General features: G+C 62.7%; 17 protein-coding genes. 7 read left to right on the forward strand and 10 right to left on the reverse strand.

The window, feature by feature from the left end; genetic code table 11:
* The first annotated feature begins 120 nt into the window (after positions 1-120).
* Positions 121-1032, forward strand: coding sequence for an MBL fold metallo-hydrolase (locus tag DQW91_RS08625; protein ID WP_245410957.1), 912 nt, complete (start codon positions 121-123; stop codon positions 1030-1032).
* An 8-nt stretch (positions 1033-1040) separates the two neighbouring features.
* On the opposite strand, the gene DQW91_RS08630 is transcribed toward DQW91_RS08625, so the two are convergent.
* A complete protein-coding gene (locus DQW91_RS08630) occupies positions 1041-1820 on the reverse strand; it encodes a DUF1499 domain-containing protein (protein ID WP_112663188.1) in 780 nt (259 codons plus the stop codon).
* 151 nt (positions 1821-1971) lie between these two features.
* On the opposite strand from DQW91_RS08630, the gene DQW91_RS08635 reads away from it, so the two are divergent.
* The 3 genes from DQW91_RS08635 (at position 1972) to DQW91_RS08645 (ending at position 3416) form a co-directional block, all read left to right on the forward strand.
* Positions 1972-2454 carry a MarR family winged helix-turn-helix transcriptional regulator gene (locus DQW91_RS08635; protein ID WP_112663189.1) on the forward strand — a complete coding sequence of 161 codons (483 nt, stop codon included), beginning with the start codon at positions 1972-1974 and terminating at the stop codon, positions 2452-2454.
* 174 nt (positions 2455-2628) lie between these two features.
* Positions 2629-3042 carry a DoxX family protein gene (locus DQW91_RS08640; protein WP_112663190.1) on the forward strand — a complete coding sequence of 138 codons (414 nt, stop codon included), beginning with the start codon at positions 2629-2631 and terminating at the stop codon, positions 3040-3042.
* Positions 3043-3221: 179 nt separating this feature from the next.
* A complete protein-coding gene (locus tag DQW91_RS08645) occupies positions 3222-3416 on the forward strand; it encodes a hypothetical protein (RefSeq protein ID WP_112663191.1) in 195 nt (64 codons plus the stop codon).
* Positions 3417-3461: 45 nt separating this feature from the next.
* Here the strand turns inward: DQW91_RS08645 and DQW91_RS08650 are convergent, their stop codons facing one another.
* Entirely contained in the window at positions 3462-4049 is a 588-nt protein-coding gene (locus DQW91_RS08650; RefSeq protein ID WP_112663192.1) for a L,D-transpeptidase, read from the reverse strand.
* 192 nt (positions 4050-4241) lie between these two features.
* Here DQW91_RS08650 and DQW91_RS08655 point away from each other — a divergent pair, with 192 nt between their 5' ends.
* Positions 4242-5171 (forward strand): histone deacetylase family protein, encoded by a 930-nt coding sequence (locus DQW91_RS08655; protein WP_112663193.1) that lies wholly within the window; start codon positions 4242-4244, stop codon positions 5169-5171.
* Between the two features lie 44 nt (positions 5172-5215).
* On the opposite strand, the gene DQW91_RS08660 is transcribed toward DQW91_RS08655, so the two are convergent.
* The 8 genes from DQW91_RS08660 to DQW91_RS08695 all read right to left on the reverse strand — a co-directional run bounded on the left by DQW91_RS08660 (position 5216) and on the right by DQW91_RS08695 (position 12651).
* Positions 5216-6631: a lipopolysaccharide biosynthesis protein gene (locus tag DQW91_RS08660; RefSeq protein ID WP_112663194.1), complete on the reverse strand. Its 1416-nt coding sequence runs from the start codon at positions 6629-6631 to the stop codon at positions 5216-5218.
* A gap of 51 nt (positions 6632-6682) precedes the next feature.
* Positions 6683-7765 carry a 3,4-dihydroxy-2-butanone-4-phosphate synthase gene (ribB, locus tag DQW91_RS08665; protein WP_112663335.1) on the reverse strand — a complete coding sequence of 361 codons (1083 nt, stop codon included), beginning with the start codon at positions 7763-7765 and terminating at the stop codon, positions 6683-6685.
* Positions 7766-7865: 100 nt separating this feature from the next.
* Positions 7866-8996, reverse strand: a complete 1131-nt coding sequence (gene aroC / locus DQW91_RS08670; RefSeq protein ID WP_112663195.1) for a chorismate synthase — start codon at positions 8994-8996, stop codon at positions 7866-7868.
* A 105-nt stretch (positions 8997-9101) separates the two neighbouring features.
* Positions 9102-9503, reverse strand: coding sequence for a hypothetical protein (locus tag DQW91_RS08675; RefSeq protein ID WP_157961383.1), 402 nt, complete (start codon positions 9501-9503; stop codon positions 9102-9104).
* A gap of 83 nt (positions 9504-9586) precedes the next feature.
* On the reverse strand, positions 9587-10180 hold the full coding sequence (locus tag DQW91_RS08680) for a histidine phosphatase family protein (protein WP_112663197.1): 594 nt from the start codon (positions 10178-10180) through the stop codon (positions 9587-9589).
* Positions 10177-11007: an enoyl-ACP reductase FabI gene (gene fabI, locus DQW91_RS08685; RefSeq protein ID WP_112663198.1), complete on the reverse strand. Its 831-nt coding sequence runs from the start codon at positions 11005-11007 to the stop codon at positions 10177-10179. The genes DQW91_RS08680 and fabI overlap by 4 nt, the downstream gene beginning before the upstream one ends.
* A gap of 117 nt (positions 11008-11124) precedes the next feature.
* The gene (locus tag DQW91_RS08690) at positions 11125-12048 is read right to left on the reverse strand and encodes a DnaJ C-terminal domain-containing protein (protein WP_112663199.1); all 924 of its coding nucleotides are present in this window, start codon (positions 12046-12048) and stop codon (positions 11125-11127) included.
* 117 nt (positions 12049-12165) lie between these two features.
* Positions 12166-12651, reverse strand: coding sequence for an RT0821/Lpp0805 family surface protein (locus tag DQW91_RS08695; protein ID WP_245410958.1), 486 nt, complete (start codon positions 12649-12651; stop codon positions 12166-12168).
* Here DQW91_RS08695 and pdxH point away from each other — a divergent pair.
* Positions 12650-13291: a pyridoxamine 5'-phosphate oxidase gene (gene pdxH / locus DQW91_RS08700; protein ID WP_112663200.1), complete on the forward strand. Its 642-nt coding sequence runs from the start codon at positions 12650-12652 to the stop codon at positions 13289-13291. The two genes, DQW91_RS08695 and pdxH, sit on opposite strands and share 2 nt — an antisense overlap.
* Positions 13292-13328: 37 nt before the next feature.
* The gene (locus DQW91_RS08705; RefSeq protein WP_245410959.1) at positions 13329-14081 is read left to right on the forward strand and encodes an SDR family NAD(P)-dependent oxidoreductase; all 753 of its coding nucleotides are present in this window, start codon (positions 13329-13331) and stop codon (positions 14079-14081) included.
* Positions 14082-14361 lie beyond the last annotated feature (280 nt).

Genomic DNA, 14361 nt, shown 5'->3' on the forward strand with positions numbered 1-14361 from the left:
GACGGCGGCTCACAACGCCTTATAGGAGGGTCGGGCGGATGTCTCAAGGCGATGGCCTCTGGCGACCCACCGGAAACGAACCGATAGAGCGGCAGCGCTCCATTCATGCAGGATAGGCCGATGTCCGACGACCTTGTCTTCGATACGGGCTTTACGACCCCTTCGGGCGAATGCGCCCGCCTCAGCCCCCTCGTTCGCCGGATCGTCGCCGGCAATCCGGGGCCGATCACCTTCACCGGCACCTGCAGCTACATCGTCGGCAACGGACGCGTCGCGATCATCGATCCCGGCCCGGACTTGGCCGACCATGTCGAGGCGCTGCTGAACGCAGTGCGAGGCGAGACGGTCACGCATATTCTCGTATCGCACACCCATAGGGACCACTCCCCCGCCGCCCGCGCCATCAAGGAGGCGACGGGTGCGCTCATCGTCGGATGCAGCGCCCACCGCAGCGCGCGCCCCCTCGCCCTTGGCGAGGCCAACATGCTGGAGGCGAGCTCGGACAAGGATTACGCGCCCGAGCAGGAGCTTTTCGAGGGCGATACGGTCGAGGGGCCGGGCTGGCGGCTCTCGGCTGTCGCGACGCCGGGGCATATGGCCAATCACCTGGCTTTCGCCCTGCCCGAAGAGCGCACGCTGTTTTCCGCGGACCATGTCATGGCCTGGTCCACCACCGTCGTCGCGCCGCCGGACGGGGCGATGAGCGACTACATGGCATCCCTCGAGAAGCTGCGCGCGCGGGAGGATGAGATCTACTGGCCCGGTCACGGCGGGCCGGTGCGCGAGCCGCAACGTTTCCTGCGCGCCCTCGCCCTTCACCGCCGCCAGCGGGAAGCATCCATTCTCAACCGTCTGAGAGAGGGCGACCGCGCGATTCCGGCGATTGTCGCTGCGATCTATCAGGGCCTGAAGCCTGCTCTGATTGGAGCGGCGGGCCTTTCCGTTTTCGCCCATCTGGAAGATCTCGTGGCGCGCGGAATCGTGCGGACAGACGGCGAGCCGACGCTGACGAGCGAATATCGCCTGGCCTGAGCACAGCCTTATTTGGCGGCAATCGCGAGGTTGGAAACCTCGTCGAGAAAAGCGCGGATGCGCTTGGCGTTCGTGCCGAAATCGCGCGTACCGAAGCGCGATGCGGAGCGGATGTCGATGCGCGCGCCATCCGCGCGGGGACGCACACGCACGGTCACATCGCCGGGCAGCCTGAGAAGCAGAGTTCTGTCGACAGCCTCCAGATAGCCGCTTCCCGTGCGCCCGCCGGGAGGCCGCGTCTCGATCACCTGCCAGCCGAGATTGGCGGCGGCCTTGCGCACCAGCGCGAAAGCCTCCACCGGCCCCATGTCGAGGGAGAGCGGAGCGACCTCCCGATAGGCCGCGCGCTGCGCCTCGCGCTTCTCCAAAGGCACCTCCGGCGGAACCCAGCCGCCCCGTGCGGCAAGAACGGCGCGGGAGCGGGAGAATCCGGGCGGGGATTCGATATCCGTGCTGATGTCGTTCACCGGCGGCAACCGGACGCCCTGAAGAGCGAGCCACGCCGGATAGGCGAGCAGCAAAGCCGCGAGGAAGATCCCGAATACCGCGCTGCCGAACCCTTGCCTCCCTTCTTGCCAGATGCGCACGAACGCGATGCCCGAGAGGAGGATGGCAAGAAGTGCGAGAACGCCCCCCGCCCCCAGCGCGATGAATCCGGCCTCATAATCGATCCGCTCGAACCGGATCAACAAAGCCGCGAGAGCCGCGACCGCAATGGCGAACCACGCGATCATGGGCGACCATTTCGCGGGACGGGTAACCGGTTCCTCGATGATGAGATGACGCATGACGCTCAGAACCTAGAGCGCTTTTCGGAAAAGTGGATGTTGCGCCCACACCCTCAGCGCCCCGGCACCGCACCTCGCCCCCGGCATCGTCGTCGTTTGGCCGTTTGAACGTTCCGATATAAACTGTTGCCGCTTTCGAGGATTTCCCGCTTTGAGTTCACTTGCCGCAACGGATCAGCAGGCCGATCCGCTTCGTATCTGGTTCCGCTTCGTGCGCCTGCACCGGCGCGCCCTCAACACCGTCTCGATGCGGCTCAAGGAAATCGGCCTTTCGATCCCGCAATTCGACCTTCTGTCGACGCTCACCGAGCAGGAAGGTTTGAGCCAGCAGGAACTCGCGGAAAAGCTGTATGTCACAAAAGGCAACGTCTCCGGCCTTCTCGACAGAATGGTGGAAGCCGGGCTCGTCGAGCGCCGCTCGATCCCCGGGGATCGCCGCTCGAACGCGCTTTACCTGACCGCAAAGGGGCGTGAGCTCGCGGAGAAAGGAATCGCCGCGCAGCGCGCTTACGTGTTCGACACTCTCGGAACGCTCGAAAGTAGCGATCTCACGGAATTGGAGCGAATCGTGCTGACTTGGCGCGAGAGGGCTCGCGATTTCGAAGGCAAGAAATCCGCGAAGAAGAAAGCTTAGAGCGGCGGATGCCGCAGCATCCTCACTAAGAAATTTTCCCTCTCTGCAAGGCCTTCCGTCCGGGATGTGCGATCAAGCACACTCTTTCCCCGCAAGTTTTCGCACAACTTCCACAGCGGAAGCGGCATGATATATCGCCTCCGCAATCCAAGTAGATCTTAGAAAGAATTTTCCATGACACCACGTTGGGTCCAGACCATCTTGTCGAACAAGGGCTTCGAGATTTTCGCGCGCGTCTTATTCATGTTCGTTTTTCTTGCCGGCGGCCTCTCGAAGGTTCTGGATTTTCAAGGCGGCCTCGCAGAAATGCGCCATTTCAACCTTGAGCCGGCAGTTTTCTTCAACGTGCTGACGGCCTTAGTCCTCCTGGTTGGCGCGGTGCTGATCATCCTCGACAAGGTGACGTGGCTCGCTGCGGGCGCTTTGGGCGTCTTCACGTTCCTCACCATTCTCATCGTCCATCGCTTCTGGGCCCTGGAAGGCCAAGCGGGCGTCGTGGCGCTGCATACCGCCACGGAGCACCTCTCCGTGATTGGCGCACTGATGCTGGTCGCGATCTATTCCGAGCGTTCCAAGAAGAAGTCATGATGCAAAGGGCGCGTTCCTTCGCGCAAGCTTGACCGTTAATCCACGGTTAAGCATCCGCAAGACAATAACGATCAAACCCGCATTGATCGTGGTCTTGCCTCGAAGTTGTCACGACCATCGGGATCATGAAGGCCCGTTGTTCTGAGGAACGACTTCGCTAAACGTCAAGGATGAGCGTAATGCTTTTGAAAAGCACCCCGCCGAAGCAACCTGGCCATCAGAAGACTTCGGCTTCGGGTGAGCTGGCAAAGGCCTTCAAGCCCGTCGCGCTGCCGGCCCTCGTGGCAGCGATGCAAGTGGCGAAGCCTCAGACGGTGGCTGCCGAACGAAAAGAGCTTCCCGCGATTTTACGCCAGGAAGCTCTGACCGATTGATCCGGATAGACTATGAAAAGGGCGCCGCGAAGGCGCCCTTTTTCGTTATCGCACAATGACTTTCGCGTTCGCGCCGACGCGGTTGTAGAGATCCACCACGTCGATGTTCTTCATGCGGATGCAGCCTGACGACACGGCAAGGCCGATCTTCTCCGGCTCGTTGGTGCCGTGAATGCGATAGAGAGTGTCCTTGTCGCCCTCGTAAAGGTAGAGAGCGCGCGCGCCGAGCGGATTTTCCGGTCCGCCCTTGGTGAAGCGCACATGCGGCCAGCGCACCTTCATTTCCGCCGGCGGGTTCCAATCCGGCCATTCCGCCTTGCGGGCGACACGAGCCGTGCCCGTCCAGCCATAGGCCTCATCGCCGACAGCGACGCCGTAACGGATCACCTTCTTGCCGGGCAGCACATAGTAGAGGAAACGCTCCTTCGTATCGACGACGATGGTGCCGGGCGCTTCGCCGGTCGAATCGTCCATCAGATAGCGTCCGTACCGCAGATCGTCCTGCGCCTTGGGAACGAGCGCCATGAATTCCGCGTCGCGGGCCGACAACTCGGGCTCGGGAACCCCCTTGAAGGTACACCCGGCAACGGCAACCGACGTAGCCAGGAGAAGTGACAGGCCCGAAAACCTCATGAGACAAAGCCTCGCTACACTGCAAAAAGCAGCATTGTTTTAAGAACATGCGGAAGATGGAGATCCCGGCAGGGAAGCCCTGGCCGAATCAACAGTACCTTGACACGAAATAGCGTCCAATAGTGTTGCTTTGCAACAACATGGACAGACGCACAAAGCATTGCGAAACTAGATGTTCCCTTTCGAGGCGTCATGAGCACCCTTTATCTCAGCCACCCCGCCGCCCTGGACCACCAGACCCCGCTCGGGCACCCCGAACGAGCGGACCGGATTCGCGCCATCGAAGCCGCCCTGGAGCAGGAGCGGTTTTCTGCTCTCGTGCGCGAGCAGGCGCCGATGGCCGAACTCGACACCATCGCGCTGGTCCACCCTGCGCATTATGTGGAGGGACTTCGCGACATCTGCCCTCGCGAAGGACTCGTAAGACTCGACGACGATACCGTGATGTCACCCGGCACGTTCGAGGCGGCCCTGCGGAGCGCGGGCGGCGCGGTGCGCGCTGTCGACGAGGTGATGACCGGCCAGATGAGAAACGCCTTCGTCGCCATGCGGCCGCCCGGCCACCATGCCGAGCGAGCGCGCGCAATGGGATTCTGTTTCTTCAACAACGCCGCTATCGCCGCACGCCACGCGCAGCATCGACACGGCGCGAAGCGCGTCGCGATCCTCGATTGGGACGTCCACCACGGCAACGGGACGCAGGACATCTTCTGGAACGACGCGAGCGTTCTCTATTGCTCGACGCACGAGTTTCCTCTCTATCCTGGCACGGGCGCGGCCGACGAGGTGGGGGCCTACGACAACATCGTCAACGTGCCTCTTCATGCCGGCGATGGCAGCCAGGTTTTTCGTGAAGCGCTTGAAGGGCGCATTCTCCCACGCATCGACACCTTCAAGCCCGACCTCATTGTCATCTCGGCAGGGTTCGATGCTCATTGGCGCGACCCGCTGGGAGGCCTGCAATTGACTGAGGGCGATTTTGCCTGGGCCACGAAAATGCTGATGAGCCTCGCGGCCACCCATTGCAACAAGCGGATCGTTTCAGTGCTCGAAGGAGGATACGACCTCGAGGGGCTCGCCAAGTCGACGGCGCTGCATGTCGACGCTTTGCTCGGGCATTAGCACACGAGCAAAGCACGCAAGATCTGAATTTATCGGATCAGGCTCTATGCTTCCGCGACAGGGCGTGGGCGGAAAGCGAGATTGCTGAGCGTCGAGAGCTGACGCAGAAGCTCGCCGAGCGCCAGTGCACGGAACGCGGAGATTGCAGCCAGCACGAGCAAAGCCGCTTCGGCGCCCCCCTTGTTTGCAAGAAACACCGCGAGAACGCTCGCAAGAAGCGCGGCACCATGAATCGAGACGAGCCGCTTCTGCTGCGGATACATGGCACAGGACTCGCTCAAGGGGGCCGCCAGAGCGACGAACAGCTGGAAGAACGCGACGACCGGAACAACCTTCGGCAAGTCGGCAAGCTCCGTCGAATTGAGCCAGGGATCGACGGCGACGATCAGGCCCGCGACGCAGGCATAGGCCAGACCGATGAAAGCAACGAGGGCGAGCATCATGTGCCGTCCGAACACGGCCCCTGCCCTGTCCGCAGACGGACGCAGGCGATGCAGGAAGATCGGTGTCGAAGCCGCGGTGATGATCTGCGTCGGCACATCGAAGATGCGGTAGGCGAAGGCTACGAGACCGGCGATCAACGCGTCACCCGCCATCGGCGTTATCATGAGCGGCGAGATGACGAAGGCGAGCGACAGGAACGCGCCGGGAAGGTTGTAAAGCGGCAGCCCTCTCCAGCGCGCGGCGGTCGTGAAGAGATCGTTGATGGACCAGCCATAACGCAATGCGGGCAGGTGCCGCCTGTTGCGCCACAGCAGATAAATCACCCCGCTCGTGTGGCCGACGATGTCAGCGAGAACGAAACAGAGCGCATCATCGTCGAGTGGTGAGGCGACGAAGAGAACGAGCGCCACAGGCTGAAAGATCGACTGCACCATCGAGGCCCGCCCGAGGGCCTGGAAATCCCCTTCCCGCGTGGTCACGGAGAAAGCGAGCCGCAGCAGTGCGCGCGCGAGAATGGCCAGGGGCAGGAACACGATCAGCTTGAAGCGCATCAGGCCGATCTCGCCGGCGCCGAGAGCGAGAAGCGACGTCACGCCCCAGAGAACCCCGCCGACCACGATGCACAAACGGAGGGCCTTGGCCGCTTCCTGATCGGTCGCGGAAGCGACAATGGCCGTGTCGTACCGGAGGAAGACGGCAATCCAGATCAGGGTGGCGGCGGATTGGTAGACGCCGAACTCCGCGAAAGCCTCGATGCTGACGAACCACGCCGCGACGATCAGCGTGACGATCGACATCGCTCTTGCGCCGAAGAGGCGGAAGGCGAGCGATGCAGCCGCGCGGCCAGGTTCGCCGGTGATGAGCCCTGCCGTAAACCCGCGCAAGCGCTCTCCCAGGCGACGGAACCGGGTCCCGCCCTGCGATGACATATCGGCCGATGTCGTCGATGAGGCCGTGGTCTCGGACGCTGCCCCCAGGGGCGTGCCGTCGTTCGGCTTCAAAGGGATCTGGTTCAAAGAGGCGACTGCTTCATCATTCGATTGCGTGGGATCGTTGCGGCGCGGAACTCAGCACTCCAGCGTCTCCTCGCCGACAAGGGAGATTCCGAATCCGCTCAATCCCACGTAAGACCGCGAAGATGTGGCGAGATTGCGGATGGAAACCACACCGAGATCCTTCAGGATCTGCGCGCCGACGCCGATTTCCCGCCACTGGTTCATGCGGGCGTCTTCAGAGCCCGTCGTGTCGGCCTCGTTGAAATGGGTCGTCGGAACGCCGGCCGTTCCATCGCGCAGGTAGACCAGCACGCCCCGGCCCTCCTTCGCAAACCGCTGCATCGCGGCCGCGATGGCCTTGCCGCCCCCGAAGACGTCGGCGACGGCATTGGCGCGGTGCAGGCGCGCTGGAACATCCGTTCCATCGCCGATGCGTCCGTGAACAAGCGCCACATGCTGAACCGGATCGAAGGGCGTCGAATAGGCATAGCCCGTGAAGTCGCCCCACTCGGTCGAAACCGGGAAGGTCGCGATGCGCTCGACAAGCTTTTCGCGTGCCTGTCGATAAGCAATCAGGTCGGCCACCGAAATGCGCTTGAGATCGTGTTTCTTGGCGAAGGCGGCGATCTGCTCGCCCTTCATCACCGTGCCGTCGTCGTTGGCGAGCTCGCAGATGACACCGACCGGGGGAAGGCCAGCGAGCTTGCAGAGATCCACGGCGGCTTCGGTGTGGCCGGAGCGCATGAGCACGCCGCCGTCCTTGGCGATCAAGGGGAAGACGTGGCCAGGGCGGACGAAATCCGTCGCGCCCATGTTGTGGTTGGCGAGCGCCCGGACCGTGTTGGTGCGCTGCTCGGCGGAAATGCCCGTGGTGAGGCCGTGGCGCACATCGACAGTGACCGTGAAGGCCGTGCCGAGCGGCGCATCGTTCGAGGGGACCATCGGATCGAGGCGCAAGCGCCTGGCCTCGGCAACGGTCAGGGGCGCGCAGACGATGCCGCAGGTGTTGCGGATGATGAAGGCCATCTTTTCCGGCGTGCAGAGCGATGCGGCGACGATGAGGTCACCCTCGTTTTCGCGATCGTCATCATCCGTGACGATGACAATCTCGCCCCGGGCGAAAGCTTCGATGGCTTCGGTGACGCTGTGACTCATCATATCCTCCCCCTAAGGCGGGGCACGGTATGTCTTTGAAAAATATCGAAAGCGTGGCGCAAGTGCGTGTTTGCTATATCACGCGCCTATAGCACCCCCTCTAGTCAGAGGGGAAGCTCTTCTCGAAGGGCCAAACCGGCCCGTTTCCAACCTGTCCGCGATGGCGCAAAAAATGGTCCGCAAGGACGCAAGCAACCATCGCCTCGCCGACAGGAACAGCCCGGATGCCAACGCAAGGGTCGTGCCGCCCTTTGGTCATGACATCGGCGGCTTCGCCGTGCCGCGTCACACTGGCGCGCGGCGTCAGGATGGACGAGGTCGGCTTGACCGCGAAGCGGCAGATGACGGGCTGGCCGGTCGAGATGCCGCCGAGAATACCGCCCGCATGATTGCTACGGAAAACAGGCGCGCCCTCGTTTCCGGGGCGCATTTCGTCGGCGTTTTCCTCACCTTGCAAGGTTGCCGCAGCAAAGCCGTCGCCGATCTCGACGCCTTTGACGGCGTTGATCGACATCAGAGCGGCGGCAAGGTCGGCATCGAGCTTGCCGTAGATCGGCGCGCCGAGGCCTGCCGGCACGCCCTCCGCCACGACTTCGAGTACTGCGCCGATGGAGGAGCCCTCTTTGCGCAGTTCGTCGAGATAGCCCTCATAGAAGGCCGCGGCCTCCGGATCCGGGCAGAAGAACGCGTTGTTGGAGATCTCGTCCCAGTTCCACAAGTTCCGGTTGATCGCGTGCGGCCCCATCTGCACGAGCGCGCCACGAATGGAAACGCCGCCGATCACCTTGCGGGCAACCGCACCGGCAGCGACACGCGCCGCCGTCTCCCGCGCTGAGGAACGGCCTCCACCCCGATAATCCCGGATGCCGTATTTCACGTCATAGGTGAAGTCGGCATGGCCGGGCCGGTAGGAATCCTTGATCTCGGAATAGTCCTTCGAGCGCTGATCGACATTCTCGATCATCAGCGCGATGGGGGTGCCCGTGGTCACCTGCCGCCCCGTGCGCTCGTCGACGAACACGCCGGACAGAATCTTGACCTCATCCGGCTCGCGGCGCTGCGTGGTGAATCGGGACTGGCCCGGACGTCGCCGGTCGAGCTCGGCCTGGATCTCGGACGCCTCCAGCGGGATCAAGGGCGGGCAGCCGTCAATAACGCAGCCGAGGGCGGGCCCGTGGCTCTCGCCAAAGGTCGTGACGCGGAAAAGGTGGCCGAAAGTGTTGTGGGACATAGCGCTACGTTCGAGGTTTAGCGCGTCTTACGTTGAATGGAGGCGGGTGTCACGTCCGTTGACGCTCAAGACACCCGCCCGCCAGGCTATCCCATGAAGGCGCTGTTATTCGACCCGGATGCGGAAGGTGTAGGTCCAGACCGTCTGAGGGCCGCTATCCGTCGTATGCCAAGGCACGTCGATCTGAACCTCGTCGAGGCCCTTGAAGCCCTTCTTGGGCGTGTAGACATAGGCCAGCCCGCGGACCTTCTTGCCCGCACAACGGGTATCCTTGCTGAGCGCCTGCTCGTGCGGGATGACCCGGAAACTGCCATTGCTCGGCTCCTGCCGCACCTTCACATCGGGAATGGCCGCGGCGTAGCAGGTGTCGACCTCATACCCCAGAAAACCGCCGATGGCGGAAGGGGTGTTCATCTTGACCGTCCGCTCGAAGGTCTCGGCGGCTGCAGGAGCAGCCAAGAGGCCGAGACCCGACAACAGGGATAACAGGATAGCTGTACGACGCATGAAAAAGCCTTTCGCGCACATGTAACGTTGTGGCGAATAAGCATGTTGCCCCAATAAATTCAATCACTGGGTGCAAGAATATTTTACGCCCAGTAGTGCTTGCGTCCCTCGATCACGAGGACCTTGCCCTGCCAGATATCGAGATTGGCCGCGTCGCGCTTGTTGACGCCGCAGGCAAGGACGAGGAATGCCCGGGCAACGCCGCCATGGGCGACGATTACGGTCTCACGGGTGATGTCTTCGAGAACCGGGCCGATGCGCTCGGCGAGCATGGCGTAGCTCTCGCCGCCGCCGGGCGGGGCAAAGCCCCACTTGTCCCGCTCCCGCAGGTGGGCTCCCTGCGGAGCGGCGGCCCGCACTTCCTTCCAGGTCATGCCTTCCCACTCGCCGAAGGTGAGTTCCACGAGCCGATCGTCCAGCCTGTAAGCGGTCGGATGCAGGCCGATGGCTCCGCGCATCAGCTCCATCGTCTCGCGGGTGCGCAGCATCGGGCTGGAAACGTAGTCGAGGTCTTCCGGATGGGCCGTCAACGCCTGCAGGCGACGCCCGGCCTCCTCAGCCTGAACGCGCCCGAAATCGTTGAGCGGAATATCCTTCTGCCCCTGGAGGCGACCCTCCAGGTTCCAGTCCGTTTCGCCGTGGCGGAGGAAGTAGATTGTCGGGCGAAGGCTGCTCACGCGCCTTCTTTATCCAGGGAGAGATCCGGAGCCTCGGGGTTCTTCATGCCGACGACATGGTAGCCGGCATCCACATGGAGGATTTCGCCGGTCATGCCGCTCGACATGTCGGAGACGAGGTAGGCAGCGGTCTCGCCAACTTCCTCGATGGTGACCGTGCGGCGCAGCGGCGAGTTGTACTCGTTCCACTTGAGGATGTAGCGGAAATCGCCGATGCCGGAGGCGGCAAGCGTCTTGATCGGGCCTGCCGAAATGGCGTTGACGCGAATTTTATTGGGGCCGAGATCCGCCGCCATGTAGCGGACGGAAGCCTCAAGAGCTGCCTTCGCAACGCCCATAACGTTGTAATGCGGCATCCACTTCTCCGCACCGTAATAGGTGAGCGTGAGAAGCGAGCCGCCATTCGGCATCAACTTTTCCGCGCGCTGCGCGATGGCCGTGAAGGAATAGCAGGAGATGTTGAGCGAGCGGTTGAAGTTGGCTTCGGACGTCTCGACGTAACGGCCCGTCAGCTCGTCCTTGTCCGAGAAGGCGATGCAGTGCACCACGAAATCAATGGTGCCCCACTGCTTCTTCAACTCGTCGAACACAGCGTCGATGGTCGCGCCGTCCGTAACGTCACAGTGGCCGACGACGAGAGCGTCCAGCTCCTTCGCGAGGGGCTCGACACGCTTCTTCAGCGCATCGCCCTGATAGGTGAAGGCGAGTTCCGCTCCGTGGTTGCGAGCCGCCTGGGCGATACCCCAGGCGATGGAGCGGTTGTTAGCAACGCCCATGATCAAGCCGCGTTTGCCGGCCAGAATTCCGGGGGCCTTAGTCTCCGCCATGTGTCACCTAAATCGTCTAGAAGCCGTCGAAAGAGGGCTTCTTTAGCCGAGGTGACGGCCAGGGGGAAGAGACTCCCCTGCCTTCTCACGGTTTCCTCCAAAGGAAACAATGAAATCCTACTCGGCTTTCTCCGAGCGGCGCTTGCGGGCGTATTCCATGAGATCCTCCCCGACGACTTCGGGAAGCTTGATCTCAGCGGTCACGAGCAGGTCCCCGGGACCAGCCTTGCCCGGCAGGCCCTTACCGCGCAGGCGGAAGGTGCGGCCCGCATTGGTCATGGGCGGGATCTTCATGTCCACCGCGCCCGTCAGGGTCGGCACGCGGACCGGCCCGCCGAGCACCGCCTCCTCGATCTCGAGCGGCAGCCGCAGGCGCAGGTCCGCCCCTTCCACCGTGAAGCGGCTATGCGGCGCGATGTGGATCGTCAGCAACGCATCCCCCGGCTCGCCGTTGTAGACGGCAGAGCCGAGACCGCGCAGGCGGATCACCTGGCCGTCCGTCACGCCCTTGGGGATCACCACATCCACGTCACGGCCGGTGGGAAGCGTGATGCGCTTTTTCGCTTCGCTGGCAACCTCTTCGAGAGTGACGGTCAGGGCCGCAGCGACATCCTCGCCTTTGCGGGGACGGGCTTTGCGCTGGGTTTCCCCGGCGGAGCGGAACGCCTCACCGAAGATCTGGGAAAAAATGTCGTCGTTTGGCTCAGCCCCCCGGGCGCGCCGCCCTCGGCCGAAAGGCGAACCGCCGCCGCCGAAACCCGCGAAATCCTCGGCACGGGCTCCGCCCCCGCCAAAACCTTCGAAGCCCTGAAAGCGGGGTTTTCCTTCGGCATCGATTTCGCCCCGGTCGAACTGGGCGCGCTTGTCCTTGTCGCCAAGAATCTCATAGGCGGCATTCGCCTCGGCGAACTTGTCCTTGGCCTTCGGGTCGTCGGCGTTGCGGTCGGGATGGTAGGCCTTCGCGAGCTTGCGGAACGCCTTCTTGACCTCCGCCTCGCTCGCGGTCCGCGGCACGCCGAGAATGTCGTAGGGGTTGCGCATGATCGTTTCCGTTGGGCGGGAATTTTAGACGGGCAGCCTGTCGGCTTCAATGTCCCATATGGGCAAAGTGTTGCCTGCTTGCAACGCCCTTCTCGGTCTAGAGCAAAGCTTGAAACGTCAGCTTTTCTTGAGGGGACCGATGTCCTTGATCGCCCATTCGCCGCCGGACGGGCGGCAGGCGGTACCCGCCAGGGAATGGGAAGCCGGCCCCGCAATCTGCGCCGTGAAGGCACGGCAGATCTCGTCGTTTTTCACGAAGGGGGGAGCGGAGGGTGTGAAAGAGCCCTTCATGGTCGTCTCGGGGTTCTCCCAGGCGACGACCGTTCCCGCCCCTTGCGGATCGAGCGCGACGGCGAGCGCCGCCTTGGCGCGCCGCCAGTCCTCCTCGTTGAGGTCCGCCGACAGGACGGTGGCGATCTTGGGCGTGATGGAGGCCGTGGTTTCCGGTTCCTCGATATCGAGAGACGCGAATGAGTAGGACAAGCTGCAGGCGCTGGTGGTAAGAGCGATCAGGCCTGCGGCGAGAATCCGCAGAGCTTCGCCACGACGAGCGTCTGATCTATAACGGCGCTCACCCTCAAGACACACGCTGCCGCTCTCCATGAACTCTAAAGACACACCCGAAGTTAAAAACCAGAACCCGTTAACAAGCGGTGACTTCACCGAGGCCGGGGAGCCTTTCGGTCTGTTTCAGACCTGGCTCACCGATGCGGAACGCTCGGAAATCAACGATCCGAACGCCATGGCGCTCGCGACCGTCGATGCGGACGGGCTGCCCAATGTGCGGATGGTGCTTCTGAAGGGCGCGGACGAGAACGGGTTCGTGTTCTACACCAACACGGAATCGAACAAGGGCCGCGAGCTGACCGCCAACCCGAAGGCGGCCATCGTGCTGCACTGGAAGAGCCTGCGCCGCCAGGTGCGTGTGCGGGGGGACATCGTCCGGGTCAGCGAGGCGGAAGCGGACGCCTATTTCCAGAGCCGCCCGCGCGACAGCCGCATCGGCGCCTGGGCGAGCCAGCAATCGCGCCCGCTGGAAAGTCGGTTCGCGCTGGAGAAGGCGGTTGCGGTCAACACCGCGAAATACGCCATCGGCGAGATTCCGCGCCCGCCCTATTGGACGGGCTTTCGCATCGTGCCGGTCTCCATCGAATTCTGGAAGGACCAGCCCTTCCGCCTGCATGACCGCGTGGTCTTCACCCGCGACGGCAGCGGCTGGCGCAAGACGCGCCTTTATCCATAAACGCTGACAAATACTCTTCTCTTTCGCAGGACACGCGATGACCACCTCCAACACCTCCCGCCGGATCATGCTGCTGACAGGCGCCAGCCGTGGCATCGGGCACGCCACGGTCAAACGCTTCTCGGCGGCGGGATGGCGCGTCATCACCTGTTCGCGTCACGCCTTCCCCGAAAACTGCCCGTGGGAGATGGGGCCGGAGGATCATCTTCAGGTCGATCTCGCGAGCCCCGAGGATACGCTACGCGCCATCGCCGACGTGAAGGAGAGGTTGAAAGCGGAAGGCGGCGTGCTGCATGCGCTCGTCAACAATGCGGGCATTTCGCCCAAAGGCCCCGGCGGCTCGCGCCTTAATGCGCTCAACACCGAATATGCGGATTGGCTGCGCGTCTTTCAGGTGAACTTCTTCTCCACGATCATGCTGGCACGCGGGCTTGTCGATGAACTGACGAGCGCGAAAGGCTCCGTCGTCAACGTCACCTCCATCGCCGGTTCGCGCGTGCACCCCTTCGCGGGCGCGGCCTATGCCACGTCGAAGGCGGCGCTCGCGGCGCTGACGCGCGAGATGGCCTCCGACTTCGGTCCGCTCGGCGTGCGCGTCAACGCTATCTCGCCGGGCGAGATCGACACCTCGATTCTCTCCCCCGGCACGGAAAAGATGATCGAGCAAATTCCGCAGCGCCGTCTCGGTACGCCGGACGAGGTCGCCAAGGCGATCTACTTCCTGTGCACCGACGCCAGCTCCTACGTGAACGGCGCGGAGCTGCACATCAACGGCGGCCAGCACGTTTGAGATGTGGGAGCGGACGTCCGCTACCACAAATAAATTAAGTTATTTGAAAATAAATTCCTTTTTATTCGCAAATCTTTGGCGACGTTTTCCCGGCTTGCTCGCATTTGGCTCCCTTGTTGGCCGCACTGGGCCGAAGGAGCTGCAAATGGCGAAATAGTTATACCTCGTTTGCTATCCGACACTGGTTTAAGCTTCACCGTTACTGCTTGGGTCAGCTTGGCTTGCAATCTAGAGATGTTACTGTCTATCCTCATGGCTTAGCAATATAGTAGGAGCGTGC

This window comes from Microvirga flavescens (assembly GCF_003290125.1).
GTDB lineage: Bacteria > Pseudomonadota > Alphaproteobacteria > Rhizobiales > Beijerinckiaceae > Microvirga > Microvirga flavescens.